Origin of the sequence: Caulobacter sp. 602-1 (assembly GCF_003931565.1) — a bacterium.
GTDB lineage: Bacteria > Pseudomonadota > Alphaproteobacteria > Caulobacterales > Caulobacteraceae > Caulobacter.
Map to the genome: position 1 here is coordinate 317,302 of NZ_RRYI01000003.1, position 25,994 is coordinate 343,295.

18 protein-coding genes are annotated in these 25,994 nt (G+C 68.2%); 4 read left to right on the forward strand and 14 right to left on the reverse strand.

What is annotated here, in order from left to right; translation table 11 throughout:
* Positions 1-22 precede the first annotated feature (22 nt).
* The 3 genes from EIK80_RS10430 to EIK80_RS10440 all read left to right on the forward strand — a co-directional run bounded on the left by EIK80_RS10430 (position 23) and on the right by EIK80_RS10440 (position 3,771).
* Positions 23-700, forward strand: coding sequence for a DUF484 family protein (locus tag EIK80_RS10430; protein ID WP_125156919.1), 678 nt, complete (start codon positions 23-25; stop codon positions 698-700).
* Entirely contained in the window at positions 697-1,641 is a 945-nt protein-coding gene (locus EIK80_RS10435; protein WP_125156920.1) for a tyrosine recombinase XerC, read from the forward strand. Before EIK80_RS10430 ends, EIK80_RS10435 begins: the two co-directional genes overlap by 4 nt.
* A gap of 144 nt (positions 1,642-1,785) precedes the next feature.
* Positions 1,786-3,771: a methyl-accepting chemotaxis protein gene (locus tag EIK80_RS10440; RefSeq protein WP_125156921.1), complete on the forward strand. Its 1,986-nt coding sequence runs from the start codon at positions 1,786-1,788 to the stop codon at positions 3,769-3,771.
* Between the two features lie 122 nt (positions 3,772-3,893).
* On the opposite strand, the gene EIK80_RS10445 is transcribed toward EIK80_RS10440, so the two are convergent.
* Both EIK80_RS10445 and lpdA read right to left on the reverse strand, forming a co-directional pair.
* Positions 3,894-4,271, reverse strand: coding sequence for a hypothetical protein (locus tag EIK80_RS10445; RefSeq protein ID WP_125156922.1), 378 nt, complete (start codon positions 4,269-4,271; stop codon positions 3,894-3,896).
* 74 nt (positions 4,272-4,345) lie between these two features.
* Positions 4,346-5,746, reverse strand: a complete 1,401-nt coding sequence (gene lpdA / locus EIK80_RS10450) for a dihydrolipoyl dehydrogenase (protein WP_125156923.1) — start codon at positions 5,744-5,746, stop codon at positions 4,346-4,348.
* Between the two features lie 264 nt (positions 5,747-6,010).
* Between lpdA and EIK80_RS10455 the strand changes: the two genes are divergently transcribed.
* Entirely contained in the window at positions 6,011-6,697 is a 687-nt protein-coding gene (locus EIK80_RS10455; RefSeq protein ID WP_125156924.1) for an AcvB/VirJ family lysyl-phosphatidylglycerol hydrolase, read from the forward strand.
* Here EIK80_RS10455 and EIK80_RS10460 read toward each other — a convergent pair.
* The 12 genes from EIK80_RS10460 to EIK80_RS10515 all read right to left on the reverse strand — a co-directional run bounded on the left by EIK80_RS10460 (position 6,694) and on the right by EIK80_RS10515 (position 25,986).
* The gene (locus tag EIK80_RS10460) at positions 6,694-7,038 is read right to left on the reverse strand and encodes a DUF3088 family protein (protein WP_125156925.1); all 345 of its coding nucleotides are present in this window, start codon (positions 7,036-7,038) and stop codon (positions 6,694-6,696) included. The genes EIK80_RS10455 and EIK80_RS10460 overlap by 4 nt on opposite strands.
* Before the next feature lie 148 nt (positions 7,039-7,186).
* The gene (gene odhB / locus EIK80_RS10465; RefSeq protein WP_125156926.1) at positions 7,187-8,419 is read right to left on the reverse strand and encodes a 2-oxoglutarate dehydrogenase complex dihydrolipoyllysine-residue succinyltransferase; all 1,233 of its coding nucleotides are present in this window, start codon (positions 8,417-8,419) and stop codon (positions 7,187-7,189) included.
* Positions 8,420-8,476: 57 nt separating this feature from the next.
* Positions 8,477-11,440 carry a 2-oxoglutarate dehydrogenase E1 component gene (locus EIK80_RS10470; protein ID WP_125156927.1) on the reverse strand — a complete coding sequence of 988 codons (2,964 nt, stop codon included), beginning with the start codon at positions 11,438-11,440 and terminating at the stop codon, positions 8,477-8,479.
* A 173-nt stretch (positions 11,441-11,613) separates the two neighbouring features.
* Positions 11,614-12,498: a succinate--CoA ligase subunit alpha gene (sucD, locus tag EIK80_RS10475; RefSeq protein WP_125156928.1), complete on the reverse strand. Its 885-nt coding sequence runs from the start codon at positions 12,496-12,498 to the stop codon at positions 11,614-11,616.
* Positions 12,499-13,698: an ADP-forming succinate--CoA ligase subunit beta gene (gene sucC, locus EIK80_RS10480; protein ID WP_125156929.1), complete on the reverse strand. Its 1,200-nt coding sequence runs from the start codon at positions 13,696-13,698 to the stop codon at positions 12,499-12,501. It abuts the gene before it with no gap.
* 278 nt (positions 13,699-13,976) lie between these two features.
* A complete protein-coding gene (locus tag EIK80_RS10485) occupies positions 13,977-14,663 on the reverse strand; it encodes a hypothetical protein (RefSeq protein WP_125156930.1) in 687 nt (228 codons plus the stop codon).
* A 61-nt stretch (positions 14,664-14,724) separates the two neighbouring features.
* Complete coding sequence (locus EIK80_RS10490; RefSeq protein ID WP_125156931.1) at positions 14,725-16,335, reverse strand: esterase family protein; 1,611 nt, start codon at positions 16,333-16,335, stop codon at positions 14,725-14,727.
* A 73-nt stretch (positions 16,336-16,408) separates the two neighbouring features.
* Entirely contained in the window at positions 16,409-19,783 is a 3,375-nt protein-coding gene (locus EIK80_RS10495) for a glycosyltransferase (protein ID WP_125156932.1), read from the reverse strand.
* A gap of 97 nt (positions 19,784-19,880) precedes the next feature.
* Positions 19,881-21,206, reverse strand: a complete 1,326-nt coding sequence (locus tag EIK80_RS10500) for an MFS transporter (protein WP_125156933.1) — start codon at positions 21,204-21,206, stop codon at positions 19,881-19,883.
* A 90-nt stretch (positions 21,207-21,296) separates the two neighbouring features.
* A complete protein-coding gene (locus EIK80_RS10505) occupies positions 21,297-23,537 on the reverse strand; it encodes a TonB-dependent receptor (RefSeq protein ID WP_125156934.1) in 2,241 nt (746 codons plus the stop codon).
* Positions 23,538-23,735: 198 nt separating this feature from the next.
* Positions 23,736-24,443, reverse strand: a complete 708-nt coding sequence (locus tag EIK80_RS10510) for a TetR/AcrR family transcriptional regulator (RefSeq protein ID WP_125156935.1) — start codon at positions 24,441-24,443, stop codon at positions 23,736-23,738.
* A gap of 79 nt (positions 24,444-24,522) precedes the next feature.
* Complete coding sequence (locus tag EIK80_RS10515) at positions 24,523-25,986, reverse strand: carotenoid oxygenase family protein (protein ID WP_125156936.1); 1,464 nt, start codon at positions 25,984-25,986, stop codon at positions 24,523-24,525.
* Positions 25,987-25,994: the final 8 nt, after the last annotated feature.

Here is a 25,994-nt window from a genome sequence, read left to right on the forward strand (position 1 = left end):
GCTTTTTACCGTGGGGACGACGATGAGCGACGCGACGAACGCCAGCAGGAAACCGGTCGACGCCGAGAGCGTGCGCGACTTCCTGCGCGTCCAGCCGGAATTCCTGCGCCACGACGAAGACCTGCTGGGCGAGCTGGGCCTGCGGGTGGACGCGGCCAATGTCGTCGACTTCGGTCCGCGCGCCCTGGCCCGGGCCGCCGCCGCCCACAGGCGGGAGGCCAGCGTCCGCCAGGCGATCGAGGCAAACGCCCGCGCCAACTACTCGGCCCAGGCCCAGACCCACGCGGCGGTCATCGACCTGCTGGACGCCCGCAACCATTCCGATCTCGCCCGCCGCGTCGACGAGATGACCCAGCTGCGCTTCGGTCTGGCCGCCGGGACCATCGCCCTGGAAGGCCCGCACCGCGTGCCGGCCGGCTGGCATGTCCTGGCCGAGGGTCAGGTCGACATGATCCTGGGCGAGGCGCCGATCGCCCGCATGGGCTTCTTCGCTCCGGCCCTGCCGCTGTTCGGCGACAAGGCCGAGACCATCCGCAGCATGGCCCTGGTCCGCATGGCGATCTGGGAGCCGCGCCGCGAGGCCCTGGTGGCCTTCGGCTCGACCGACCCGGAAGGTTTCACCCCCGACATGGGCACGGAGCTGGTCAACTTCCTGGCCCGCGTGGTCGAGCGCACCGCCGAACGCTGGCCGGTGTTGTGACCTCGGGCGTCGGGAGCGCTCGCCAGGCCTACGCCGCCTGGCTGGACTACCTGACGCTGGAGCGCCGGGCCTCGCCGCGCACGGTGCGGGCCTATGGCGACAACGTCCTGGCCTATCTGAACTTCCTGGAACGCCATCGGGGCGAGGCGGTGAGCCTGTCGGCCATGGGCGAGATCTCGGCCGCCGACCTGCGCGGCTATCTCGCCTTCCGCCGCCAGGGACAGGGGGAATTGGGTGAAGACGCCCTGGCCCCCCGCTCGATCAGCCAGGCCCTGTCGTCGATCCGCGCCTTCCACCGCTATCTGGACCAGCGCCACGGCGTGGCCAACGCCGCCGTCGAGCTGGTGCGCGGCCCGCGCCTGAAGATCGGCCTGCCCCGGCCCGTCTCCGAGGACCAGGCCCGCGACCTGATCACGCAGGCCGCCGAAGACACCGAGCGCGAGCCCTGGGAGACCGCTCGCGACGAAGCGGTGCTGACCCTGCTGTGGGGCTGCGGCCTGCGGATCAGCGAGGCGCTCTCCCTGACTTTCGCCCAGGCCCCGCTAGGGCAGGCCATCCGCATCACCGGCAAGGGCGGCAAGACCCGCATCGTGCCGGTGCTGGACGCCGTCCGCGCCGCCGTCGACGTCTATCTGGATGAGCTGCCGTTCGTGCTGACCGCGGACGAGCCCCTTTTCCGGGCCAAGCGCGGCGGGCCTTTGTCGCCGCGCCACGTCCAGGCCCTTGTTCAGACCCTGCGCGGACGTCTCGGCCTCTCCGATAGAGTGACGCCGCACGCCTTCCGCCACGCCTTCGCCACCCATCTGCTGGGCGCGGGCGCGGACCTGCGGGCCATCCAGGATCTGCTGGGCCACGCCTCGCTATCGACGACGCAGCGCTACACCCAGGTCGACGCGGCTGGCCTGCTGGCCGCCTACGCGGCGGCCCATCCGAAGGCCTGAACCTCGCGCGCGACCGCTGCGGCGGAAAGTCGCGAAACTCGATTTAAGCTGGGCATTAACCCCGATTTTACGCGGGTACGGTCTTCTAGACGTGAAAACACGCGCTCCCCCTGGGTGCAAGAAGCGCGCCGCCATGAGGCTCCGATGAAGTTCGATGATCTGAAGATCTCCACGAAGGTGGCCCTGCCCGCTGTCATCCTGACTCTGATCGCCGTGGTGATCGTCGGGCTCGGCGCTCTGCAGGCGCGCAAGGTCGAGGTCAACACCAAGATCCTGGTCGAACAGCGCGCGCCCGCCGAACTGAATATCGCCCGGTTCAGCCGCCGCGTCGCGACGATCGGCTACTCGGCCTACCGCACGATCGCCTATGATGGCGGCTCGACCGAGAGCAACACCGCCAGCGCGGATCTGGACAGGGCCTACAAGCAAGCCACCGAACTGCTGGCCGGCGTGAAGCAGGCCGAGCCCAGCGCGACCAAGACCGTTGACGGCTACAAGGCGCGCCTCGACAAAATCTACGCCAGCGCCCGCAGCGGCGCGGACCTCGGCCAGCAGGACATGGACGACGCGGCCAAGATGGTGATGGTCGAGATCGACCCCCAGATCACCAAGCTGACCGCGGACGTCAACACCTACACCAACGCCCACACCGCCGAGACCAAGAAGATGGTCGAAAAGGCTTCCAAGGAAGCCGCCGCCGGCACCGTGTTCTCGATCCTGTTCGGCCTGATCGCGGCCGGCGCCGCCTTGGTGCTGGCCCTGTGGATCGGCGCCAAGAAGATCGCCGCCCCGCTGGCCGCCACAGCCAAGACCATGGAAGTCCTGGCCCAGGGCAGCGTCGACGTCGACGTCAAGGGCGCCGAGCGCAAGGACGAGGTCGGCGCCATGGCCCGCTCGGTCCAGGTGTTCAAGGACAACGCCCTGGCCCTGCGCACCGCAGAGGCCGCCCAACAGCGCGCCAACGCCGAGACGGAAGCCGAGCGTCGACGCAACCAGGAGATCGCCGAGGCCGCCGCCAAGGAGCAGGCCTTCGTCATGGAAGCCATCGCAACGGGTCTGAACCGCCTGTCGGACGGCGACCTGACCTACCGCGTCGACCAGGAGTTCCCCGAGGCCTACAAGCGCCTGCAGAACGACTTCAACGGCGCCATCGCGCAGCTGGAAGAGGCGATGGGCACCATCGTCCACGCCGCCAACAGCATCGGCGCGGGGTCGGACGAGATCGCCTCGGCCGCCGACGACCTGTCGCGCCGCAGCGAGCAGCAGGCCGCCAGCCTGGAGGAAACCGCCGCCGCCCTTGACGAGATCACCGCCACGGTGAAGCGTTCGTCGGCCGGCGCCCTGGAAGCCGCCAAGGTCGTGGGCTCGACCCGCACCGACGCCGAACGCTCCAGCGTCGTGGTCCGCAACGCCGTCGACGCCATGAACGAGATCGAAAAGTCGTCTCAGTCGATCAGCCAGATCATCGGCGTCATCGACGAGATCGCCTTCCAGACCAACCTCCTGGCCTTGAACGCCGGCGTCGAAGCCGCTCGCGCGGGCGAGGCCGGCCGCGGCTTCGCGGTCGTCGCTCAGGAAGTGCGGGCCCTGGCCCAGCGCTCGGCCGACGCGGCCAAGGAGATCAAGACCCTGATCTCGACCTCCAGCCAGCAGGTGAACCAAGGCGTGAGCATGGTCGGCCAGACCGGCGAAGCCCTGGAAGCCATCGTCGGCAAGGTCGGCGAGATCGACGCCCTGGTCGGCGAGATCGCGGCCTCGGGCCAGGAGCAGGCCACCGGCCTCAACCAGGTCAACGCCGCCGTCAACCAGATGGACCAAACCGTCCAGCAGAACGCCGCCATGGTCGAGCAATCGACCGCGGCCAGCCACTCGCTGAAGGGCGAGGCCGGCAACCTGATGCAGATGATCAGCCGCTTCCGCGTCGGCGGCGCGGCGACGCACGCCATCAAGAGCTCAACGCGCCCGACGCACCGCCCGGCCGCCCCCGCGCCCCGTCCCGCGGCTCCGGCCCCGAGCCGTGGTCCGGCCGTCGCCACAGCCACCAGCCGTCCGGGCGTCAACCCCGTCGCCGCCGCCCAGGCCAAGCTGGCCAAGGCCGTCGGCGCCAGCGACGACTGGGAAGAGTTCTGAGACCGGCCCAACGGCCAACAAGCTTAGTAAGCGTACCCGCCCGCTCCCCTCGCGGGCGTTCCTCCCCTCGAAAAGCGTACAGCCCCGCCGGTCCGCCGGCGGGGCTTTTTCATTCGGGGCGATCAGCGTCCGACGTTGAAGCGGACGGTCGAGGAGACGGGGCAGCCGTCCTCCGTGCGCAGTACGGTCAGCGTATGGTTGGCCATCGGCAAATCGCCCAATCGCGTGGCCTTCACCGCCTGCCGGCGGGCCAGCGCCTTGGGCGAAGCGAAGGCCTCGTCCGGCGCGCCCTGGGCGTTCTGAAGACCGTTGGCGCCGCAGTGGGCGATGCGATTTAGACGAGCCTTCCAGGCCTCGACTTGCCTATCGCTCAGCAAGGTCTCGGGCGGCGCATGGTGCGGCCGCGCCTTGATCGGCGGCTTGGCCAGCGGCGTGGCCGGAAACTCGGCGGACGGCATGGACTGCAAAGCAGCGGCGAGGGTCAACGCGGACAAAAGCATGGCGGGGCTCCCAAGGAACCCCGCCACTCTACGTCCGATTGATGAACGTGGGTATCAACTATCGTAAGGGCGCGTTACGCCTGCATCGTCCAGCCTTCGACGCCCATGGCCGCCTGGCGGATCGCCTCCGAGCGGGTCGGGTGCGGGTGGCAGGTGCGGGCGATGTCTTCCGAGGCGCCGCCGAACTCCATGGCCACGCAGACCTCGGCGATCATGTCGCCGACGTTCGGGCCGACGGCGTGGGCGCCCAGGATACGGTCGGTCTTGGCGTCCGCCAGGATCTTCACGAAGCCGTCGGTCTCGTGGTTGATCTTGGCGCGGCTGTTGGCCAGGAACGGGAACTTGCCGACCTTGTAGGCCACACCCGCGGCCTTCAGGTCCTCCTCGGTCTTGCCGACCGTGGCGACTTCGGGGCTGGTGTAGATGACGCCCGGGATGATGTCGTAGTTCACGTGGCCGGCCTTGCCCGCGATCAGCTCGATGCAGGCCACGCCCTCGTCCTCGGCCTTGTGGGCCAGCATCGGACCCGAGGTCACGTCGCCGACCACCCAGATCCCGCCGACGCCGGTCTTGAAGTGGTCGTTAGCGATCATGCCGCGCTTGTCCGGCGTGATGCCGACCGTCTCCAGGCCCAGGCCCTGGGTGAACGGACGGCGGCCGATGGCGACCAGCACATAGTCGGCCTCGATCGTCGCGGCCGCGCCGCCGGCGACCGGCTCATGGGTCAGCTTGACGCCCTTGGCCGAAGCCTCGGCGCCGGTCACCTTGGCGCCCAGCGAGAACTTGAAGCCCTGCTTGGTCAGGATCTTCTGGAAGGCGTTGGCGACCTCGGTGTCGGTGCCGGGCAGGATGCGGTCCAGATACTCGACGACGGTGACTTCCGCGCCCAGGCGCTTCCAAACCGAACCCAGCTCCAGGCCGATGACGCCGGCGCCGACGACGATCAGGCTCTTGGGCACTTCCGGCAGCGACAGGGCGCCGGTGGAGTCGACGATGCGCTTGTTGTCGATCGTCACGCCCGGCAGCGGCGTCGGCTCCGAGCCGGTGGCGATCACGATGTTCTTGGTCTCGAGCACGGTTTCCGAACCGTCCTCGGCCTTCACGACCACCTTGCCAACACCGTCGATGCGGCCCCAGCCCTTCACGTAGTCGACCTTATTCTTCTTCATCAGGAACTCGACGCCCTTGGTCAGGGCTTCGACGCTCTCGGCCTTCTGGGCCATCATCTGCGGCAGGTTCAGCTTCGGCTTGACCTCGATGCCCAGCTTGGCGAACTCGGGACCGGTCGCGGCCGCGTACATCTCCGAGGCGTGCAGCAGGGCCTTGGACGGCATGCAGCCGACGTTCAGGCAGGTGCCGCCCAGCTTGCCGCGTGACTCGACGATCGCGGTTTTCAGGCCCAACTGACCCGCGCGGATCGCGGCGTTGTAGCCGCCGGGACCGCCACCGATGATGACGACGTCGTACTGAGCCATGGGTCTACCGCCTCAAGGACGCGCCGGAAGCGGCGCCGGACAAAATATAGGGCCTCGCCGGCCATATTGTCAGACCTCTGGAGGCGCGTGTTCCTTAGAGGCATGCGGCCCAAAACGGAACCCGCTTTCGACGCGCGCGGCCTTGAAAACCAAGGAGAATGGTCGGTTCGTCCAAACCCGCCGCGACACCTCGCCGCGGGGACCGCCACAAGCTTGACATCAGCGCGCCCGGAGAACGCCACGGGTCGGTGGCGTCATAGCAGCATGACCCCACGCGCCCGCCTCATCGCCGCCCTCGCCGCCATCTTGCTCGGCGCCACGGCGCCCCTCGCCGCCTCGGCGTCTGGCTTGGACCAGATCCCGGTCGCCAGCGGCAAGGCCGGCGACACGCTGGCGGTGTTCTATTCGGGCGACGGCGGCTGGGCGGCCCTGGATCAGGGCGTGACCCAATATCTGGCCGACAACGGCGTGCCGACGCTGGGCGTCAATTCGCTGAGCTATTTCACCACCAAGCGCTCGCCCGCCGGCGCCGCCGCGGACCTGGCCCAGGCCCTGCGGTCGTACGAGCGCCTTTGGGGCCGCTCGAAGGTGACGTTGATCGGCTACTCGTTCGGGGCCGACGCCCTGCCGGCGATCATCCCGCAACTGCCCGCCGACGTCCGCGGCCAGATCGGCCGCCTGGTGCTGATCGGCGCGGGCCCCAACGGCGACCTGCAGTTCCATCCGACCAGCTGGCTCAACATCGCCACGCCGGACTCCTATCCCGTCCGCCCCGCCATCGCGGCGTTGAACGGCCTGAAAATCACGTGCGTCTACGGCGACCAGGAAAAGGCCGACATCTGCGCCAGCCTGCCCGACAGCGAGGTCGCCAAGGTCCGTCTGCCCGGCGACCACCACTTCAACCGCGACTACGCGGCCTTGGGCGCGGCGGTGCTGAAGGCCAGCCGCTAGAGCGGGGCCGGCAGGTCGTATTTCGCCGCCAGCCAGCGCGTGATCGGTCGCGCGTCGCTCAGGAACGACAGGCCGTTGGCCGACTGAATCTCGCCGTACGGGCCGGCGTCCGGCGCGGCGTCGCTGAGGATCAGGGTCGGGGCGTTCTGATGCGCTTCGCCCAGGCGCTCGACCAGGGCCGGACGCGGCCGGACGTAGTCGACGCGAACGATGTCTAGGACGTCGCGCAGTCGCGGATAGGCGGCCAGGTAGCCTTCCATCATCGCGCAGTCGGGACAGAAGCGTTGCTGGCCCTCTTTGTCGAAGCCCATCGGCAGCAGATAGAGGGTGTCCTTGGCCATGGCGGCCTCCCGCAAAGCAAACGGCCCCGGCGCGGAACGCCAGGGCCTCTTTGAGCAGCGCGCACCGGGCGGCGAAACCGCACACACTTTCGCCTGGCGCGCTTGAAGCGAAGAAGCCCGCCGGTAAGGGCGGGCTTCTCAAAGTCTCTTAGAGGTCCAGCAGCAGGCGCTGCGGGTCTTCCAGGGCTTCCTTGACCTTGACCAGGAAGGTCACGGCGCCGGCGCCGTCGACGACCCGGTGATCGTAGGACAGGGCCAGGTACATCATCGGACGGATCTCGATCTTGCCGTTGACGACCATGGCGCGTTCCTTGATCGCGTGCATGCCGAGGATGCCCGACTGCGGCGCGTTCAGGATCGGGGTCGACATCAGCGAGCCGTAGATGCCGCCGTTGGTGATCGTGAAGGTGCCGCCCTGCATGTCCTCGATGGACAGCTGGCCGTCGCGGGCCTTCTTGCCCAGGACGCCGATGGCCTTTTCGATCTCGGCCAGGTTCAGCGCGTCGGCGTCACGGACGACCGGAACCACCAGGCCCTTGTCGGTGCCGACGGCGACGCCGATGTCGTAGTGGTTCTTGTAGACGATGTCCGCGCCGTCGATCTCGGCGTTGACGTCCGGGATCGCCTTCAGCGCGGCCACCACGGCCTTGGTGAAGAAGGACATGAAGCCCAGCTTCACGCCGTGGCGCTTTTCGAAGATGTCCTTGTACTGGGCGCGCAGGGCCATCACCGCGCTCATGTCGACCTCGTTGAAGGTCGTCAGCATGGCGGCGGTGTTCTGGGCTTCCTTCAGGCGACGGGCGATCGTCTGACGCAGGCGCGTCATCTTCACGCGTTCCTCGCGCTCATGGATCGGACGCGGCGCGGCCGGAGCGGCGGCCGGGGCCGGAGCCGCGGCGCGGGCTTCCAGAGCGGCCAGGGCGTCGCCCTTGGTCACGCGACCGTCCTTGCCGGTGCCCGCGACCTTCGACAGGTTGAGGTTGTTCTCGGCGGCGACGCGGGCCGGCGCCGGGCTGAGCGGCGCGGCGGCCGGGGCTGCGGCGACGGGGGCCGGAGCAGCAGCGGCCGGAGCCGGGGTCGGCGCGGGCGCCGGAGCGGCGGCCTTCGGGGCGGGAGCAGCGGCGGCCGGAGCGGCCGCAGCAGTCGCGCCTTCGGTCACCACGCCCAGGACCGTGCCTGGAACGACCGTCGCGCCTTCTTCGGCGCCGATGGCCGAGAGCACGCCGTCGGCGGGCGAGGCCACTTCGAGGCTGACCTTGTCGGTCTCCAGCTCGACGAGGATCTCGTCTTTCTTCACGGCCTCCCCGGCCTTCTTGGTCCAGCGGGCGACCGTCGCTTCCGTGACGGATTCGCCGAGGGCGGGGGTCATGATGTCGGCCATGGGGCTTTCCAGGTCTCTCTTGTTTGGTCCGGCGAAATTAAAGACGAAGTCCGACGCTTAAGCGAAGGCCTCGTTGAGGAACGTCTCGAGTTCTTTCAGGTGGCGGCTCATCAGGCCCGCGGCGGTGGACGCCGAGGCCGGACGACCCACATAGCGGGCGCGCTTGGCCTTGATGTCCAGCTTGTCGAGCGTCAGCTCCAGCCACGGATCGACGAAGGTCCAGCCGCCCATGTTCTTCGGCTCTTCCTGGCACCAGACCAGGTCGGCGTTCTTGAACCGACCGAGCACGTTCATCAGCGACTTCATCGGCCACGGATAGAACTGCTCCAGACGCAGCAGATAGACGTCGTCGCGGCCCGTCTTGGCGCGATGGTCCACGAGGTCGAAATAGACCTTACCCGAGCAGAGGACGACGCGCTTGATCTGGTCGTCGCTCTTCAGCGTGATCCCGCCGACGTCGCAGCCGGCCTCGGCGCCGTCCACCATCACGCGGTGGAAGCCCGAACCCTCGGCGAAGTCGTCCAGGTTCGAGACGGCGCGCTTGTGGCGCAGCAGGCTCTTGGGGGCCATCACGATCAGCGGCTTGCGGAACTCGCGGTGCATCTGCCGGCGCAGGGCGTGGAAGTAGTTGGCCGGCGTGGTGCAGTTCAGCACCTGCATGTTGTCTTCCGCGCACGACTGCAGGAAGCGCTCCAGGCGAGCCGAGCTGTGCTCGGGGCCCTGGCCTTCGTAGCCGTGCGGCAGCAGCATGACGAGGCCGCTCATCCGCAGCCACTTGCGCTCGCCCGAGCTGATGAACTGGTCGATGACCACCTGGGCGCCGTTCACGAAGTCGCCGAACTGGCCTTCCCACAGGGTCAGGGTGTTCGGGTCGGCCAGCGAGAAGCCGTATTCGAAGCCCAGCACCGCCTCTTCCGACAGGGCCGAGTCGATCACTTCATAGTGGGCCTGGCCGGCGCGGATGTTGTTCAGCGGCGTGTAGTGCTCTTCGGTCTTCTGGTCGATGACGTCCGAGTGGCGCTGGGTGAACGTGCCGCGCACCGAGTCCTGGCCCGACAGGCGGACCGGATAGCCCTCGTCGAGCAGGGTGGCGAAGGCCAGGTGCTCGGCGGTGCCCCAGTCGATGCCCTCGCCCTTTTCGATCGCCTCGCGGCGGTTGTCGATGGCGCGCTTGACGGTCTTGTGAGCGTCGATGCGGTCCGGGATCGTCGTGATCTGCCGGCCGATCTCCAGCAGGCGGGTCTTCGGGAAGGCCGTCTTGCCGCGGCGATCCTCGTCGCCCGGCAGGGTCAGGCCGGCCCACTTGCCGTCCAGCCAGTCGGCCTTGTTGGCCTTGTAGGTCTTGCCGGCGTCGAACTCGGCGTCGAGGAACTTCTCGAAGTCGCTGACCCAGCCGTCCGACTCTTCCTGGCTGATCACGCCCTCGCCGATCAGGCGGTTGGCGTAGAGCTCACGCGTCGGCGGGTGGCCCTTGATCTTGGCGTACATGATCGGCGACGTCATGGTCGGATCGTCGCCTTCGTTGTGCCCGAAGCGACGGTAGCAGACCATGTCGATGACCACGTCCTTGCCGAACTTCTGGCGGTACTCGGTCGACACCTTGGCGGCGAAGACGACGGCTTCCGGATCGTCGCCGTTCACGTGGAAGATCGGGGCCTCAACCATCAGCGCCATGTCGCTGGGATACGGCGAGCTACGCGAGTAGCGCGGGCTGGTGGTGAAGCCGATCTGGTTGTTGACGATGAAGTGGATCGTGCCGCCCGTGCGGTAGCCCTTCAGGCCCGACAGGGTGAAGCACTCGGCCACCACGCCCTGGCCGGCGAAGGCGGCGTCGCCGTGCAGCAGCAGCGGCAGCACATGGCCGCGGCCCGCGTCCGGGGTCTCGCGCAGCAGGAAGGCCTGCTTGGCGCGGGCCTTGCCGATCACGACCGGGTTGACGATTTCCAGGTGCGACGGGTTGGCCGTCAGCGACAGGTGGACCTTGTTGTCGTCGAACTCACGGTCCGACGAGGCGCCCATGTGATACTTCACGTCGCCCGAGCCCTCGACGTCCGAAGGCACCGACGAGCCGCCTTGGAACTCGTGGAAGATGACGTGGTAGGGCTTGCCCATCACGGCGGCCAGCACGTTCAGGCGACCGCGGTGCGGCATGCCCAGGACAATGTCCTTCACGCCCAGCGCGCCGCCGCGCTTGATGATCTGCTCCATGGCCGGGACCATGGCCTCGCCGCCGTCCAGGCCGAAGCGCTTGGTGCCGGGGAAGCGCTTGTGCAGGAACTTCTCGAAACCCTCGGCCTCGATCAGCTTCTTCAGGATGGCGACCTTGCCCTCCTTGGAGAAGGTGATTTCCTTGTCGCGGCCCTCGATGCGCTCCTGCAGCCAGGCCTTCTCGGCCGGGTCGGAGATGTGCATGTACTGCACGCCGACATTGCCGCAGTAGGTGCGACGCAGGATCGACAGGATCTCGCGGATCGTGGCGGTCTCCAGACCCAGCACGAAGTCGAGGAAGATCGGGCGGTCGTAGTCGGCCTCGGAGAAGCCGTAGGTGGCCGGGTCCAGCTCGCTGGCGTCCTTCGGCGGATCCAGGCCCAGCGGGTCGAGATTGGCGGCCAGGTGACCGCGCATCCGGTAGGCGCGGATCATCATGATGGCGCGCAGGCTGTCCAGCGTGGCGGCGCGGACGGCTTCGGCGGACGAGCCGGGAGCCTTGCCCTCGATCGCCTTGGCGACCTTGGCTTCGACGGCGGGGGCGACGCTGGCCCACTGGCCGTCCAGGGCCGACAGCCAGTCCGGACGGACGGTCGCCACCTTCTTGGGCGTCCAGGCCGGGTCCTGCGCGGCGCGCTTAACCTGGTCGGCCTGCTCGGCGAGGCTGGCGAAGAAGGCGTTCCACGAGGGTTCGACCGATCCGGGGTTCTCCGCCCATTGGGCGTAGAGGTCTTCCACGAACGCCGCGTTGGCGCCGTAGAGGAAGCTGGTCTCGGTCAAGACCTGGTTGATGATGCCTGCGTCGTCCGCCATCGTTGTCGCCTTAGATCCGCTTGCTTACGGGAGCGCTATCGCAAGCCCGTAAATATAGTCTCTCAATCGCCCGGGCGCCCGTCGAACGGCGGGGCCCAGGTGATTTTTTCGGATCGTCGACTGGCGGTCGCAAAAAACCTGGGCCCCGCGCGAGGCGGGGTTTCGGTGTCTAGTTAGCCCTTCAGGACTTCCAGCAGGGTCTCGCCCAGCTTGGCCGGCGACGGCGAGACACGGATGCCCGCCTCTTCCATCGCCGCGATCTTGTCCTCGGCGCCGCCCTTGCCGCCCGAAACGATGGCGCCGGCGTGGCCCATGTGACGGCCGGGAGGGGCCGTGCGGCCGGCGATGAAGCCGACCATGGGCTTCTTGCGGCCGCGCTTGGCTTCGTCCTTCAGGAACTGCGCCGCTTCTTCTTCGGCCGCGCCGCCGATTTCACCGATCATGACGATCGACTTGGTGGCTTCGTCGGCCAGGAACAGTTCCAGCACGTCGATGAACTCGGTGCCCTTGACCGGGTCGCCGCCGATGCCGACGGCCGTGGTCTGGCCCAGGCCCGCATTGGTGGTCTGGAACACGGCTTCGTAGGTCAGGGTGCCCGAACGCGACACGACGCCGACCGAACCGGCCGAGAAGATCGAGCCCGGCATGATGCCGATCTTGCACTGGTTGGGCGTCAGGACGCCCGGGCAGTTCGGGCCGATCAGGCGCGAACGCGAGCCTTGCAGCGCCTTCTTGACCTTGACCATGTCCAGCACCGGGATGCCTTCGGTGATGCAGATGATCAGCGGGATCTCGGCTTCGATGGCTTCCAGGATCGAGTCGGCCGCGAAGGGCGGCGGGACATAGATCACCGAGGCGTCGGCGCCGGTGGCTTCCTTGGCTTCGCCGACCGTGTCGAACACCGGCAGGCCGATGTGGGTCTGGCCGCCCTTGCCGGGCGTGACGCCGCCGACCATCTTGGTGCCATAGGCGATGGCCTGTTCGGAGTGGAACGTGCCCTGGGCGCCGGTGATGCCCTGGCAGATGACCTTGGTTTCAGAACCGATGAGGATCGACATTTAGCGAGCACCCTTCACGGCCGCGACGATCTTTTCGGCGCCGTCAGACAGGTCGTTGGCGGCGATGACGTTCAGGCCGCTTTCCGAGATGATTTTCTTACCGAGTTCGACGTTGGTGCCTTCCAGGCGGACAACGAGCGGAACCTGCAGGCCGACTTCCTTCACGGCGGCGATGACGCCTTCCGCGATGATGTCGCAGCGCATGATGCCGCCGAAGATGTTGACCAGGATGCCCTTCACGGCCGGATCGGCGGTGATGATCTTGAAGGCCGCGGTGACCTTCTCCTTGCTGGCGCCGCCGCCGACATCCAGGAAGTTGGCCGGCTCGGCGCCGTACAGCTTGATGATGTCCATGGTGGCCATGGCCAGGCCCGCGCCGTTGACCATGCAACCGATTTCGCCGTCCAGGGCGATATAGGCCAGGTCGTACTTGCTGGCTTCGATTTCCTTGGGGTCTTCTTCGCTCTCGTCGCGCAGCGCCTTGATGTCCGGGTGACGGAACAGGCTGTTGCCGTCGAACGACAGCTTGGCGTCCAGGACGCGCAGGTGATCATCCGCCGTCACGATCAGCGGGTTGATCTCCAGCATGGCCATGTCCTTGGCCATGAACGCCGTATAGAGCTGGGTCAGCAGCGCGGCGGCTTCCTTGGCCAGGCCGCCGGTCAGGCCCAGGGCCTTGGCCAGCGCGCGCTGGTGGGTCGGCCACACGCCCGTCGCCGGGTCGATGGTGAAGGTGTGGATCTTCTCGGGCGTCGAGTGAGCGACGTCCTCGATGTCCATGCCGCCTTCGGTCGAGGCGACCACCGAGACCTTGCTCGAGGCGCGGTCGACGAGAAGCGACAGGTAGAATTCCTTGGCGATCGCCGCGCCTTCTTCGATGTAGAGGCGGTTGACCTGCTTGCCCTTGGGGCCCGTCTGGTGGGTCACCAGCACGCGGCCGAGCATTTCCTCGGCGTTCGTACGGACGTCTTCGACCGACTTGACGACGCGAACGCCGCCCTTGGCGTCGGGGCCCAGGCCCTCGAACTTGCCCTTGCCGCGGCCACCGGCGTGGATCTGGCTCTTCACGACGAAGACCGGCGTGCCGAGCTTTTCGGCGGCGGCGGCGGCTTCATCCGGGGTGAAGGCGGCGAAGCCGCGCGGCACGGGGGCGCCGAACTCGGCGAGTACGGCTTTGGCTTGATGTTCGTGGATGTTCATGAGGGCCCGGTCTCGACGACGGCTTTCTGAAATGTGGCCGGGTTATAGGAGCGCTATTTCGCAGGCGCAACCGCGTGAGGGCGATAAGGTGAAGGCTTGCGTGCTTATCTTGTCCGACGAGACACCCGGACCGGGCATCTGCACGCTCAAGGCACGGGAAACCTTTGACAGCGCGCAACTGTTACCGGTCACAAATTCTCACGCCTGAACAGCTGTCTACCGGTGTCAGAGATTGGCGATACCGTTGACGCCTCGATCATCGTCAGCTCAGCCCGAGATCAACGCTGGCGGCCGGGGTCCTTAAAGAAGATCAGGATCAGCGCCAGCACCGCGACCGCGTCTCGATCCTTCGAGCCCTTGGGCGGCAGGTAGGCGGTCGGCTGCATGGCGGCCAGGTCCACCCCGCCGATGTCGATCCCGTCGCGGCTGAACACGTAGCCGATCGTCGCGCCCCCGCCGACCGGCAGGCCGCCGACCTGTTCCGTGCGCGCCCGGATGTTGAGGCCGCCGAAGCGCAGCTCGGCGGCGCGCTGGGGCTGCTGCAGGGTCTTCAGCAGGCCGCCGCCCTTGGCGCTGGCCAGGGCGAAGCTCGCGTCGGCCCCCGCGCCGGGGCCCGAGAGCGTGCAGAAGAACTGCAGCTTGTCGCGGTCGAAGGTGATCCAGCCCAGGCCCAGCCGGCTCTGGCCGCCGCCGCAGGCCACCTCGACCGGGCCCAGGCCCGGGCCGTTGACCGTCATCTCGACGCTGGCCTTGCCGCCCTCGAAGACGCCGGTGACCGAGCTCTTGCTGCTCTTGACCGTGGCGTCGCCGTCGTACTCGCCCAGCTGGAAACCGGGCCGGAACAGGCTGGGCCCCTTCTTGCCCGACAGCTTGACCTTCTCGGTCCCAGCCGGCGGCGCGGCCTGGGCCGGGGCGGTCGCGACCAGGGCCACGGCGAACGAAAGGGCGATAGCGAAAGACTTCATGGCAAGCTCCCCGAGCGTCGGCTAGGCGCCACGGCGGAGCTTGCCACAGATCGGCGTTATCTCAATCTCTGGGCGCGGTGGGAATCGGCGCGGGCGGCTTCGCGCCCGGCCGGGCGACGGCGTACATCTCCCAGGCGATCTGCTTCATCAGGGCCTGGCGGTCGTCGCCGACCTGGTAGAGGTCGCCGTGCGTCTTGTCCTTCAGGTAGCGGAAGTCGGTCTTGGCCCCGAGACTCTTCATCACCGCCTCCAGCTTCCGGGCCGAACCGTCCAGATAGAAGGTGTCGGCCGTGCCGACGATCAGGCGGACCTTGCCGTCCAGGTCGGGCTTCAGCGCCGGCCAGCTTCGCTTGAGCCGGGCGGCGATGTCGTAGTGCTGGCTCCAGTAGGCGACGACGGCGGGATCGACCGCCCCGGTCGCCCGGTCGAACATCGGCACGGGCCGGCCGGCCGGACCGCGCGGCGAGAACACCCAGTCGAACGAGCCGAACTGGCCGCCGTACTCGCCTAGAACCTCTTCCAGCGCGACCATGTCCTTCAGGGTCGCCAGCACCTTGTCGTGGTCGCGGGCGATCGGACGCAAGGAGCCGTCCGGCTTGTAGTAGACGTTGGCGTTGGGAGCGTAGAGGTCGACGCCCGTGAAGTCGTGGAAGTCGCTGGGGTCGGGCGAGGTCGACCAGGTTCCGCCGAACACCTTCGGATAGCGGGTCTGCAGCCACAGGGTCGCCCAGCCGCCCGAGGAGTGGCCGTTCAGGAAGCGACCGCCGACCTTGGCGTCCATGCGCCAGCGCTTTTCCAGGTCCGGGATCAGTTCCTCGGTCAGGGCCTTGCCCCACGGGCCGTTGTTGAGGCTGTCGGCGAACTCGTGCGTGCCGGTGGCGCTGCTTTCGTCCAGATAGACCCAGATCATCGGCGGGGCCTCGCCCTTGGCCATCAGGTCGTACATCCGGGTCGCCTGGCTGACCAGGTAGTCGTTCGAGCCGCCAAAGCCGTGGGTGTAGTAGGCCGTCGGATAGCGATCCTTGCCGGTCTCGTAGCCGGGCGGGGTCAGGACCCAGCCCTTCATGGCGATCGGCCGGCCGAAGAAGCCGCTGAGCGCGGGGCTGACGAAGTTCACCGGCGCGATATGCGGCTTGGCCGCCGCCAGGCGATCGACGGCCGCCTTGGGCGCCTCGGCCGGCAGCTTGAAGGGGTCGTAGGCCGGCTCGACCTTGTCCAGGATGAGCTTGGTCCCGGCGGCCAGCGGCAGGGTCACCGTCGTCACCGGACTGACCAGGTCGCCGCCGCCCCGGCCGCCGTAGTTGTAGCTGTGGTTCTGATCGAGCACGGCCTGGACCGCGTACTCGCCCGGCGGCAACTTGGAGAACACCTGGGGGGCGGCGACGCCATCCAGGTCGATCTCGACCGTGGCGCCGGCCTGGACCGTGCCGACCTCGCGCGCGGCGACCTGGCCCTGGCCCTCGAACGGATTGGCCTCGACGCTCTCGATCACCCCGTCCTTGGCGCCCGCCTTGGCCGCGGCCAGGGGCTGGGCGAAGACCAGCAGTCGGCCCGAGACCGGCCCCGCGATCTGCGAGCCCAACTGGACCTGCAGGATCGGATGGCCGTCGGCCGCCCAGGCCGAAGGTCCGCCTACCGCCAGCAGCATGGCCGCCGTGATCATCGCCCGCATGGTCGCTCCCCCAAAAAACTTGGCCGGGAATTGGCCATGCCGACGCGAGGCTGGCAAGCAGTTCAGGCGGTCATCAGCCGCCCTTGCCGACCAAGGCCGAGCCGCGCCGCTCCAGCTTGCCCCAGCCGACCCGACCGCCGCGAACGGCCATGACCACCGACTTGACCACGACATAGTACATCAGTTGGCGATAGCCGAACCGCTGCACCGGCAGGAACGGCAGGTCGGCCCAAGGCGCGCGCTTCTCCAGGGCCATGCCCAGGGCGCCGGCCGAAAGGTCGACGGCGATGAACACCGCCCAGTAGGCCAGGCCCAGCAGCATGTCGTCGGGCCGCCACTCCACCGGGTGGGCCACCGCCCCGTAGAGACCGGCGATCAGGCTCCAGACCACCGCCAGGTCGACCAGCGGCGCGGCCACCGCCAGGATGATCTGGAACAGCCAGATCTGCGGCAGGGCCACGAAGCCCAGCACCGGTGTCTTGGTGTTGAACATCGCCTTGCGGTGCTTCCACACGCATTGCAGCGTGCCGAACGACCAGCGGAAGCGCTGCTTCAGCAGGCCGCCGACCGTGTCCGGGGCCTCGGTATAGGCCCGCGCCTCGGGGTCGAAGGCGACCTTCCAGCCGGCGCGCTGGCAGGCGATGGTCAGGTCCTGGTCCTCGGCCAGGGTGTCCGACGGATAGCCGCCCAGCGCGTCGAGCACGCTCTTGCGCCACGCCCCGACGGCGCCCGGCACCACGGTGACCGCGCCCAGGGCCGACAGCGCCCGGCGCTCCAGGTTCTGGGCCGTGACATATTCCAGCGCCTGCCAGCGGGTGACGATATTGACCCGGTTGCCGACGATGGCGTTGCCGGCCACCGCGCCGATGTCCGGATCCTGGAACCAGCGGGCCAGGCGGCCGATGGTCTCGGGCGGGAACAGGGTGTCGGCGTCCAGGGCCACGACATATTCACCCTTGGCCACGGCCAGGCCGCGATTGACCGCCCGCGCCTTGCCGCCGTTCTCGAACGACAGCAGCGTCACGCGCGGATCATTGGCGAAGTGGTCGCGGACCTCCTGGGCCGTGCGGTCCTTGGAGCCGTCGTCGAGAACCAGCACTTCGAGGTTCTTCCAGTCGCTCTCCAGGATCCGCGCCACCGAGGCGGCGATCACCTTCTCCTCGTTGAAGCAGGGGATCAGCACCGAGACCAGCGGGCCGTTCTCGCTATCGAGATCGGCGGGCTCCTCATGCGTCCAGAAGCGGTGGACCAGGGCGAGGCTGGCCAGGAACACCAGCCGCGCGACGCCCAGGAAGATCGCCGTGATGAACAGCCAGGTCATCGTGGCCTGGGCCCAGCGGAAGAAGTCGAAGCCCAGGCGGTCCAGGAACAGATCGGCCGCCGTGCGCGAGGTCGGCGGCATCACCTGTTGCGCGGTCATGCCGGCCAGTTCGCCGATGGTGACCAGGCGGTAGCCGCGGGCCCGGATCTGGTCGATCAGCCCTGGCAGGGCCGCGACGGTGCGGCTGCGGTCGCCGCCGGCGTCGTGCAGCAGCACCACCTGACCCGGACGATCGCCCGGGTTGTCGAGGCGCTCCAGCGTGCGGTCGATGATCGTCTGCGGGCTGGGCTTCTGCCAGTCGTCCGGGTCGATGCGCAGGCCCACGGTCATGTAGCCCAGGGTCTGGGCGATCACGAGCGGGGCCACTTCGTGCGGGGTCGAGGGCTCGGCGTCGCCGAAGAACGGCGGGCGGAAGAGACGCATCGAGCGGCCGGTCAGCACCTCGAACAGGCGCTGGGTGGCGTTCAGCTCGACCTGCACCTGCGGCAGCGGCGTCTCGGCGATGTTGGGGTGGGTCCAGCTGTGGCCGCCGACATTGTGTCCCTCGGCCACCTCGCGCTCCACCAGGTCGGGGCGGCGCTGCATGTTCTGGCCGATCACGAAGAAGGTCGCGGGCGCGTTCTTCTGCTTGAGGATGTCCAGGATCTTCGGCGTCCAGCGGCCATCGGGGCCGTCGTCGAAGGTCAGGGCCACCAGACCCTTCTTCTCGCCATAGCGCTCGATCACATAGCTGCTGGGAATGACGTCGTAGCTCTCGCCCGAAACCAGGCCGGTGTCGGGATCGAACTCCAGGCTGCGCTTGCCGGGCGTGGGCAGCTGGGCCACGCGCAGCACCTCGCCGCCGCCGTCGAAGTCGACGCCCTGGCCGTTGGCCAGGGTGGTGAGGCCGCTGGTCGAGGCCTGGCCGTAGGGCTTGCCCAGCAGCGACCAGACGCCCGGATCCTCCATGCCCATCCGCCACAGGCCATAGCCGCGCGGCTTCCAGGCGTCGGAGACCTTGATCTGGTTGAACAGGGTGACCGCGTCCAGGAACCAGACGACGTGCTCGTCGCCGCTGTCGTCGGTGTACTGATAGGTCGGATTCAGGGCGTTGTCGTCCATGCGGATCGTCGCCCCGGCGTCCTGGGCGTTGCGCATGGCCTCGTGGAAGGTGGCCGGCGCGCCGGACGCGCGCGAGCCGTCCTTGTTCAGCGTCCAGTCGTAGCCGTAGGCGCCGAGGGCCAGCACCACGCGGTTCGGATCGAGATGGGCGAAGCGCTTCTCCAGCTCGGTCTCGTACCAGTCCTGGCCTGCGTTGGGGCCGGGATCGCCCAGGGCGTAGTGCTCGTCATAGGCCATCAGCACCAGGGTGTCGGAGGCTTGCTCCAGGCGCTTGAGCGGCCAGCCTTCCCCGTCGAACGGGGCGGTGACCCAGACCTCGCGGCCGGTCGCCGCCAGGGCGGCGCGGGCCTCGTTCAGGAACAGCGGATAGGCGGCCAGGCCCTTGGCCGAAAGGGCCTCGAAGTCGAAGACATAGCCGCCGTAACCGTGCTGGTCGGCCAGAACCTTCAGGTTGTCGATCAGCTTGGCGCGGGCGGCAGGGTTGGTCAGCAGCGCGTCGGCCAGCGGTCCGTTGAAGGCGGCGTTGGCCGAGTTGTGGACCAGCGGCAGGACGGCCGGCTTGTTCGGGGCGTTGGCGATGCGGGCCACGCCCTCGGCGTCGTCGACCAGGCTGATGTCGCCCTTGGCGCCGTTGATCGCCACCCACTGCGGCGAGACCACGTCCAGCTTGTCGATGTTGCGGCGCAGAGACTCGCGGCTGTCCTCGTCCCAGGCGACGTAGAAGCCGACCGATAGCGGATGGGCGGCGGCGTTGGGCGCGGCCTGGCCTTTTGCGGTGGGGGGCCGGGGCACGCGGCGCCACGACTTCACGATCTTGGTCTTGCGCGGCGTCTCCTGGTGCAGCGAGGTCAGGACGTGAGGGTCCTTCAGCGGCGCGTCGGGCAGGCGCGGGGCGAAGGCCAGGGTGGCGACGAAGCCCGCCACGATCGCCGCAATCAGCGAGATGATCACGCCGAGCACCAGCTTGGCCCGGCGCTCGCGCTTGCCGGTGGGGTCGTGAAAGATGTGGCGGTCTTCGGGGGTCATTCTGGCGCTCTGGTTTAGCGCCCTTTGATACCCGAAATTGACCGAACAGTGGCGCTATGCCTGCGTGTGTTTGGGGGATGCGGCTAGTCGCCGCGCCCTACTCCACCCAATCCTGGTCGAGACGGCGCGAGGCCAGGAAGAACAGCAGGGCCGCCAGCAAATAGAAGCCCATGCCGGTATAGATCGCCCACCGCAGAGATTCCGCCCCGAAGGTCGGCTTCAGGAGGTCGGACATCGCACCGAAATAATAGACTCCGACGGCGATGCCCAAAAGGTTATTGATCAGCAGGAACAGGGCCGAGGCCGTGGTCCGCATGGGCGCGGGCGCCAGGTGCTGCACGGCGGCGGTGACCGGGCCCAGCCAGGCCAGGTTCAGGCCCGTGGGGACCAGGAAGATCACGAAGGCCAGGGCCAGGGACGCGGTCCCGCCCAGGCCGCCCACCAGCGATCCGCTGTTCATGGCCAGCAGGAAGCAGGGCACCGAGATCAGGAAGGCCACGGCCGGGGTCAGCGGATAGCCGGCCTTGGACTTGGCGCCCAGGCGGTCGGCCATCACGCCGCCCATCCAGATGCCGACCACCCCGCCCAGGAAGGCGATGCCCGAATAGTACCAGGCGGTCTGGGCCAGGGTCAGGCCCAGGCTGCGCATGAAGAACGACGGCAGCCAGGCCGCGACGCCATAGCCGCAGACCGACGAAGAGGCCGCGCCCAGGGCGAGCAGCCAGAAGCTGGGCTTGGCCGCCAGCAGGCGGGCCACCTCGCCCAGCGGCGCGGCCGGAGCCGGCGCGACCGGCGGCGCGTTCGGCGCGCGATCGGCGCCGCCGCGCGGCGGGTCGCGGACGACGAGGCGGAAGATCGGGGCCAGGACGACGCCCAGAGCGCCGACGACGATGAAGGCCGTCCGCCAGCCGTAGTGAACGGCCAGCAGCCCCCCCACCAAGGTGCCGGCCGCCGTGCCCAGCGGGATGCCGAACGCGTAGGCCGCAAGGGCCCGGGCGCGCTGATGCTTGGGGAAATAGTCCGAGATCAGCGAATAGGCCGGGGCCACGCCGCCCGCCTCGCCGATGCCCACGCCCATGCGGGCCAGGAACAGATGCGAGAAGCTGCCGACCACGCCGCACAGGGCGGTGAAGCCGCTCCACAGGGTCAGGGCCGCCGTCATGATCCAGACGCGGCTGAAGCGGTCGGCCAGCCAGGCGATCGGGATGGCCAGGGTCGTGTAGAGCAGGGCGAAGGCCAGGCCGCCCATCAGGCCGAACTGGGCGTCGGTCAGGCCGAACTCGTCCTTGATCGGCTTGGCCAGGATGCCGAGAATCTGCCGGTCCAGGAAGTTGAAGGTGTAGGCGAGGATCAGCATCGCCAGGACCAGGTAGCGATAACCCGACCCTTGCGTCTTCGCTTCCGCCTGCTGCTGCTCGCTCATGCTCGCCCCCTACGCCACTGCCTCTGTCTACATAAAGAAAGGGCGGGACTTGTTGCAGCAAGTCCCGCCCGAGCTAGGTCGCCTAGATAATTAGAACGCCACCTCGATCGAGCCGGCGAAGGTGCGCGGCGGACCGTAGAAGCCGATCACCGAGTTGTTGTAGGTCGGCGCCCCGAAGTTGTAGCCGCCCGTGCGGTACTTCTCGTTGGTCAGGTTCTTGCCGGTGAAGGCCAGCTTGTACTTGCCGCCCGGCGCGGTCCAGATCGCCGTCAGGTCGACCAGGGTGAAGGCCTTCTGGTCGAGGGCCGGCAGCGGCTGTTCGAACTGCTGGTACTTGTCGCGGTAGCTGACCATCGGGGTGATGGCGATGTCGCCGCCGGCCAGATCCGCGCGCCAGGTCAGGCTGACATTGCCCGTCCATTGCGGCGTGTTCTGGAAGCCGTAGAGGTCGGCGACGTTGACCACCTGGCCGGTGGCCAGGGTCGTCGACGGGTTCAGCGGGTTCGGCGCGCCAGCCGGCACAAAGCGGCTGAAGGTGTCGTACTTGGCGTGGATATAGCCGAGCGCGACATTGCCGGTCAGGTGCTGGCTAAACTTGGCGGTGGCTTCGAACTCGGCCCCGTACAGGGTCGAGGCGCCGGCGTTGTCGACCGAGCTGGCGATGCCCGAGGGCACCACGACCTGGGTCGTGACCTGCTGATTGGTATATTTCGACAGGAAGATCGCCGACGAGAACGACACGTGGCGGTCCAGGGCGTAGCCCTTCAGGCCGGCCTCGTAGGTCTTCACGATTTCCGGCAGGTAGCCCTGGGTCGTCTGCGGGGTGATGAACGCGTCGCCGCGCATGTCCCAGCCGCCCGACTTGTAGCCCTTCGAGAACGAGGCGTAGGTGTTCAGGTCGTCGCTGAGCTCGTACGAGACCGAGATGCGCGGCGTGAACTGCTCGAAGGTGCGAGCCGCGTCATAGTTGGTCCGCACCTGCAGGATCGGACGGTTGGCGCCGCCCTGATACGGCGACGGCGTGGCGCCGAGATAGAAGAAGCGGAACACGTTGGCGCGCTTGTGGTCGCGGGTGGCGCGGGCGCCCAGCGAGACCTTCAGGCGATCGGTCAGATTGGCGCTGAAGTCGAAGAACGCCGCGAAGCTCTGGGTGTTGACCTTGCCGCCGTCGGCGATCGAGACGCCCAGGTTGCCGGCGATGGTGTCGAACTCGCCCGAGGCCTGGCTGTTCATGTAGTACAGGCCGAAGACGCCCTGGACGTTCTCATCCGAATAGACCGCCTGCAGCTCCTGCGAGAACGAGCGGTCGTCATAGGTGGCCGGCACGTCCAGCGTCGGCAGCGGGGTGCCGTCGAAGTCGATCAGGGTCTGGGTGTGACCCTTGCGGTTGGCGGTAATCGACTTGAAGGTCAGGTTCTGGGTGGCGTCCCACTGGCCGGTCAGCGACAGGCCTTCGGTCTGGACACGGTTCTTGTCGCCCAGGCCGGCTTGCGTGTCGTAGATGTCGAGGATCGGATAATTGCCGACGGTCGGCAGGGTCTCGCGGTGACCGTGACGCGGGTTCGACTTGTCCACGACCTTGTCATAGGCCAGGCGGAAGAACAGATCCTGCGTGGGCTTGTACTCGGCGCTCAGGCGATAGGCCTGGACGTCCTTATCGTACTGGTCGGCGCCCGTGGTCAGGTTCTTGCCATAGCCGTCGCGCTTGTAGAGGGCGTAGGCGCCGCCGACCGACAGGCCGCCGCCGACCGGCGTCTGGCCGGAGACCATCAGGTCGGTCTGGTTGTAGCTGCCATAGGTCGCGCGGACCTTGGCGCCGGCCTCGTCGCCCAGGCGCCTGGTCACGTACTTGATGGCGCCGCCGATGGTGTTGCGGCCATACAGCGTGCCCTGCGGGCCGCGCAGCACTTCGATGCGCTCGATGTCGAAGATGTCCAGCACCGCGCCCTGCGGACGGTAGATGTAGACGTCGTCGACATAGAGGCCGACGCCGGGCTCGTAGCCCCACAGCGGATCCTGCTGGCCGACGCCGCGGATGTAGCTGATCAGGGTCGAGTTCGAGCCACGGGCGGTCTGCACCGTGATGTTCGGGGTCGTCTGCGAGAGCACGGTGATGTCCGTGCCGCCCGAGCGTTCCAGCTTCTCGGCCGAGAAGGCCGAGACGGCCACCGGCACGTCCTTGAGATTTTCCTCGCGACGACGGGCGGTGACGACCACCTCGTCGACCGAGACATCATTGCTCGCCGCCGGAGCCTCTTGCGCCGACGCGACGCCCGCGATCGTGCTCCACGCCGCGCCAGCCAACAGCGCAGCCTTCCACATCGAAGTCATGGGGTTCCCTCCCTTGCGTTCCGCCCGTCCGAGCCGGATCCGTCTTGTGCGGACGCGTGCTCGGGGTTCGCCATTTCATCGAACAGCGAATTGAAGGCACCATCACCCGAACCGGCGCCGGACGCCAGCACTTTTTCATCAGGTGATGAAAAAGGATCGGGGACGGATGACGCCTCCCCGCACGCGGGGAGGATCTTGCTATAGGGCCTTGGCGATCACCGCTTCGAAGCCAGCCGCGCAGTATGAGAACAGGCGCCGGCGCACCGCCTCCAGGTCGCTGGAGCGGCACTCGCCTTCCGACAGCGAGTCGATCCGCCCGGTCTCGGACAGCGACAGCATCATCGACCCGGTCAGGAACTGGTAGCACCAGTAGAGGTCGCGGTACTCGGCCTGGGGACGGACGATCTTCAGGGTCTCGACCAGCTGATGGACCACCGGATCGAAGAACCGGGCCATGGTCTCGCCGCCCCAGGCCGGGGTGTTGTTCACCTGGGCGACCAGGGCGAAGTAGCTCTTCCAGCCGGGCCCGCCGTCCTGGGAGATGCGCAGCAGCGGATCGATGAAGGCCTCGATCACGCCCTCGACGGTCATGGTGGACGCGTCATGCGCCGCCACGTAGGCGTTCATCGACGCCTCGCGCACCTGGTTCAGGATCTGCGCCCTACGCACGAACACCGCGTCGAACAGCTCCCGCTTGGCGCCGAAATAGTAGTGGATCAGCGCCGTGTCGACGCCGGCCTCGGCCGCCACCTGCCGCGTCGTCACGCCATGGAAACCGTGACGAGCGAACAGCCCCTCCGCGGCGTCGAGGATGGTTTCCTTCAGGTCCAGGCCCTTGGCCTTCGACGGTCGGCCCCGCCCGCTGGCGCGGACCCCGTTACGGGATGGGGGCTTGGCTGCGGTCATGGAGTGGGAGGTCCGCCGTGGTTGCGCTCCGTCCTCGGATAGGCGCATCCCGGCGGACCTGGCAAGGGACCGGCGTTATCTAGGCCTGGGCGAACACGCCGTGGAAGGTCACCGGCAGAGCCACGGGCGCCCGCCAGGAGACCACCGGGCCTTGCCGCACAAGGCGCGCGTCGAAGACGTGCAGCTCTGTGGCCTTGGCGTCGAGATTGACCGTCGTGCCGACCAGCCAGCCGTCCAGTTCCTCGGAAGATCTTGGGCGCGGAACGAACACCATCTCCTCGACGAGGTGGCGCGGACCGAAGTCGAACACCTGGTCGCTGTCCTTCTTCCAGTCGCGGACGGCCACGCTCTGGAACAGCGGACGGTCGGGCCGCTCGTTGGTGACGTGAACGGAGTAGCGACGCGCCAGGCCGGCGAAGCGCGGGTCCGAACGGGGGAATTCGGCGCTCACCGTCTCGCGGGCCAGCTCGGCCCGGCCGTCGGCGCGCAGGGTGATCAGGGCCCGGCTCGGCGGCGCGGCGCGGATGGCCTTGCCCCGCAGAAGCGCCCCGGCGTTGGCGGCCGTGCCGAAGGGGTTCTCGTCCAGGCAGGCGTCGAAGCGGAGGGTCCCGTCGGCGTCCTCCCAGGCGTCGCCCAGGTGGAAGAAGAAGAACGGCGGCAGCTCGAACACCCGGCGCCGGCTCAGGTCGTCCTTGTCCAGCACCAGCACCTGGGTCCCGAGCTCCGGCTTCCAGGCCATGGACGCGTTGAACGGCATGGCGAACCGCTCCCGCACCCAGGGCTGCAGCACCAGGATCAGGTGGCGCGCGGTGGCGGTGAAGTCGTGCATGTAGCTGGCGCGCGGCAAGGCGATCATCTCGGCCTTCTGGAGCGCGCCGTCCGGCGCGAGCTTCCAGACCACCGCGTCCTTGCCGCCCAGGCCGATGTTCCAGATCGTCCCGTCCGGCTGGACGCGCGGATGCGCCAGGAACGGCATGCCCTTCAGATCCTGCCGCAGCGTCTTGACGCCCCGGGTCTCCAGGGTCGCCGGGTCCAGGGCGATCGGCGAGCCGCCTTCCCACAGGGCCCACAGCTCGCCGCCAGCCATCAGCACCGAGGTGTTGGCGGCGTTGGCGTCGTCGGGTCCGGTGATCACCGAACCCTTGCCGGGCGCAGTGCCGTAGCCGGGCGTGATCACGGCGTTCGCGGCCGTGTCGTTGCGGCGTTTCACCGTGTCGACGAAGCGGGCGCTCATCCGAGCCTGGCCGCCGCCGATCTGGAACTTGCGGACCATGTCGTCGCCGTCGAACCAGTGCCCGACATCGCCGCCCGGGCGGTGGAACTTGGCCGGCCCGTTGCGGAAGAGGGTTCCGGAGAGCTCGGCCGGCGCCTTGCCATGCAGGCGGGTCAGGCCGGTCGGCGCGACGTCGGCTTCGACATCGGCCAGGCCCAGGATCCAGTCCCCGGCCTTGGCGTTGGCCGCCGCCGCCCAGACAGCCTCGGGGGTCAGGAGAGAAGCGCCGCCCAGCAGGGCCGCGCCACGCAGGATGTCGCGTCGATTCATCGCTTCGG

Bases quoted from the DNA above. Each gene is read 5' to 3' on its own strand.
- EIK80_RS10430 (WP_125156919.1), top strand. From the start codon at position 23: ATGAGCGACGCGACGAACGCCAGCAGGAAACCGGTCGACGCCGAGAGC.
- EIK80_RS10440 (WP_125156921.1), top strand. From the start codon at position 1,786: ATGAAGTTCGATGATCTGAAGATCTCCACGAAGGTGGCCCTGCCCGCT.
- EIK80_RS10445 (WP_125156922.1), bottom strand. From the start codon at position 4,271: ATGCTTTTGTCCGCGTTGACCCTCGCCGCTGCTTTGCAGTCCATGCCG.
- lpdA (WP_125156923.1), bottom strand. From the start codon at position 5,746: ATGGCTCAGTACGACGTCGTCATCATCGGTGGCGGTCCCGGCGGCTAC.
- EIK80_RS10455 (WP_125156924.1), top strand. From the start codon at position 6,011: ATGACCCCACGCGCCCGCCTCATCGCCGCCCTCGCCGCCATCTTGCTC.
- EIK80_RS10460 (WP_125156925.1), bottom strand. From the start codon at position 7,038: ATGGCCAAGGACACCCTCTATCTGCTGCCGATGGGCTTCGACAAAGAG.
- odhB (WP_125156926.1), bottom strand. From the start codon at position 8,419: ATGGCCGACATCATGACCCCCGCCCTCGGCGAATCCGTCACGGAAGCG.
- EIK80_RS10470 (WP_125156927.1), bottom strand. From the start codon at position 11,440: ATGGCGGACGACGCAGGCATCATCAACCAGGTCTTGACCGAGACCAGC.
- sucD (WP_125156928.1), bottom strand. From the start codon at position 12,498: ATGTCGATCCTCATCGGTTCTGAAACCAAGGTCATCTGCCAGGGCATC.
- sucC (WP_125156929.1), bottom strand. From the start codon at position 13,698: ATGAACATCCACGAACATCAAGCCAAAGCCGTACTCGCCGAGTTCGGC.
- EIK80_RS10485 (WP_125156930.1), bottom strand. From the start codon at position 14,663: ATGAAGTCTTTCGCTATCGCCCTTTCGTTCGCCGTGGCCCTGGTCGCG.
- EIK80_RS10490 (WP_125156931.1), bottom strand. From the start codon at position 16,335: ATGCGGGCGATGATCACGGCGGCCATGCTGCTGGCGGTAGGCGGACCT.
- EIK80_RS10495 (WP_125156932.1), bottom strand. From the start codon at position 19,783: ATGACCCCCGAAGACCGCCACATCTTTCACGACCCCACCGGCAAGCGC.
- EIK80_RS10500 (WP_125156933.1), bottom strand. From the start codon at position 21,206: ATGAGCGAGCAGCAGCAGGCGGAAGCGAAGACGCAAGGGTCGGGTTAT.
- EIK80_RS10505 (WP_125156934.1), bottom strand. From the start codon at position 23,537: ATGACTTCGATGTGGAAGGCTGCGCTGTTGGCTGGCGCGGCGTGGAGC.
- EIK80_RS10510 (WP_125156935.1), bottom strand. From the start codon at position 24,443: ATGACCGCAGCCAAGCCCCCATCCCGTAACGGGGTCCGCGCCAGCGGG.
- EIK80_RS10515 (WP_125156936.1), bottom strand. From the start codon at position 25,986: ATGAATCGACGCGACATCCTGCGTGGCGCGGCCCTGCTGGGCGGCGCT.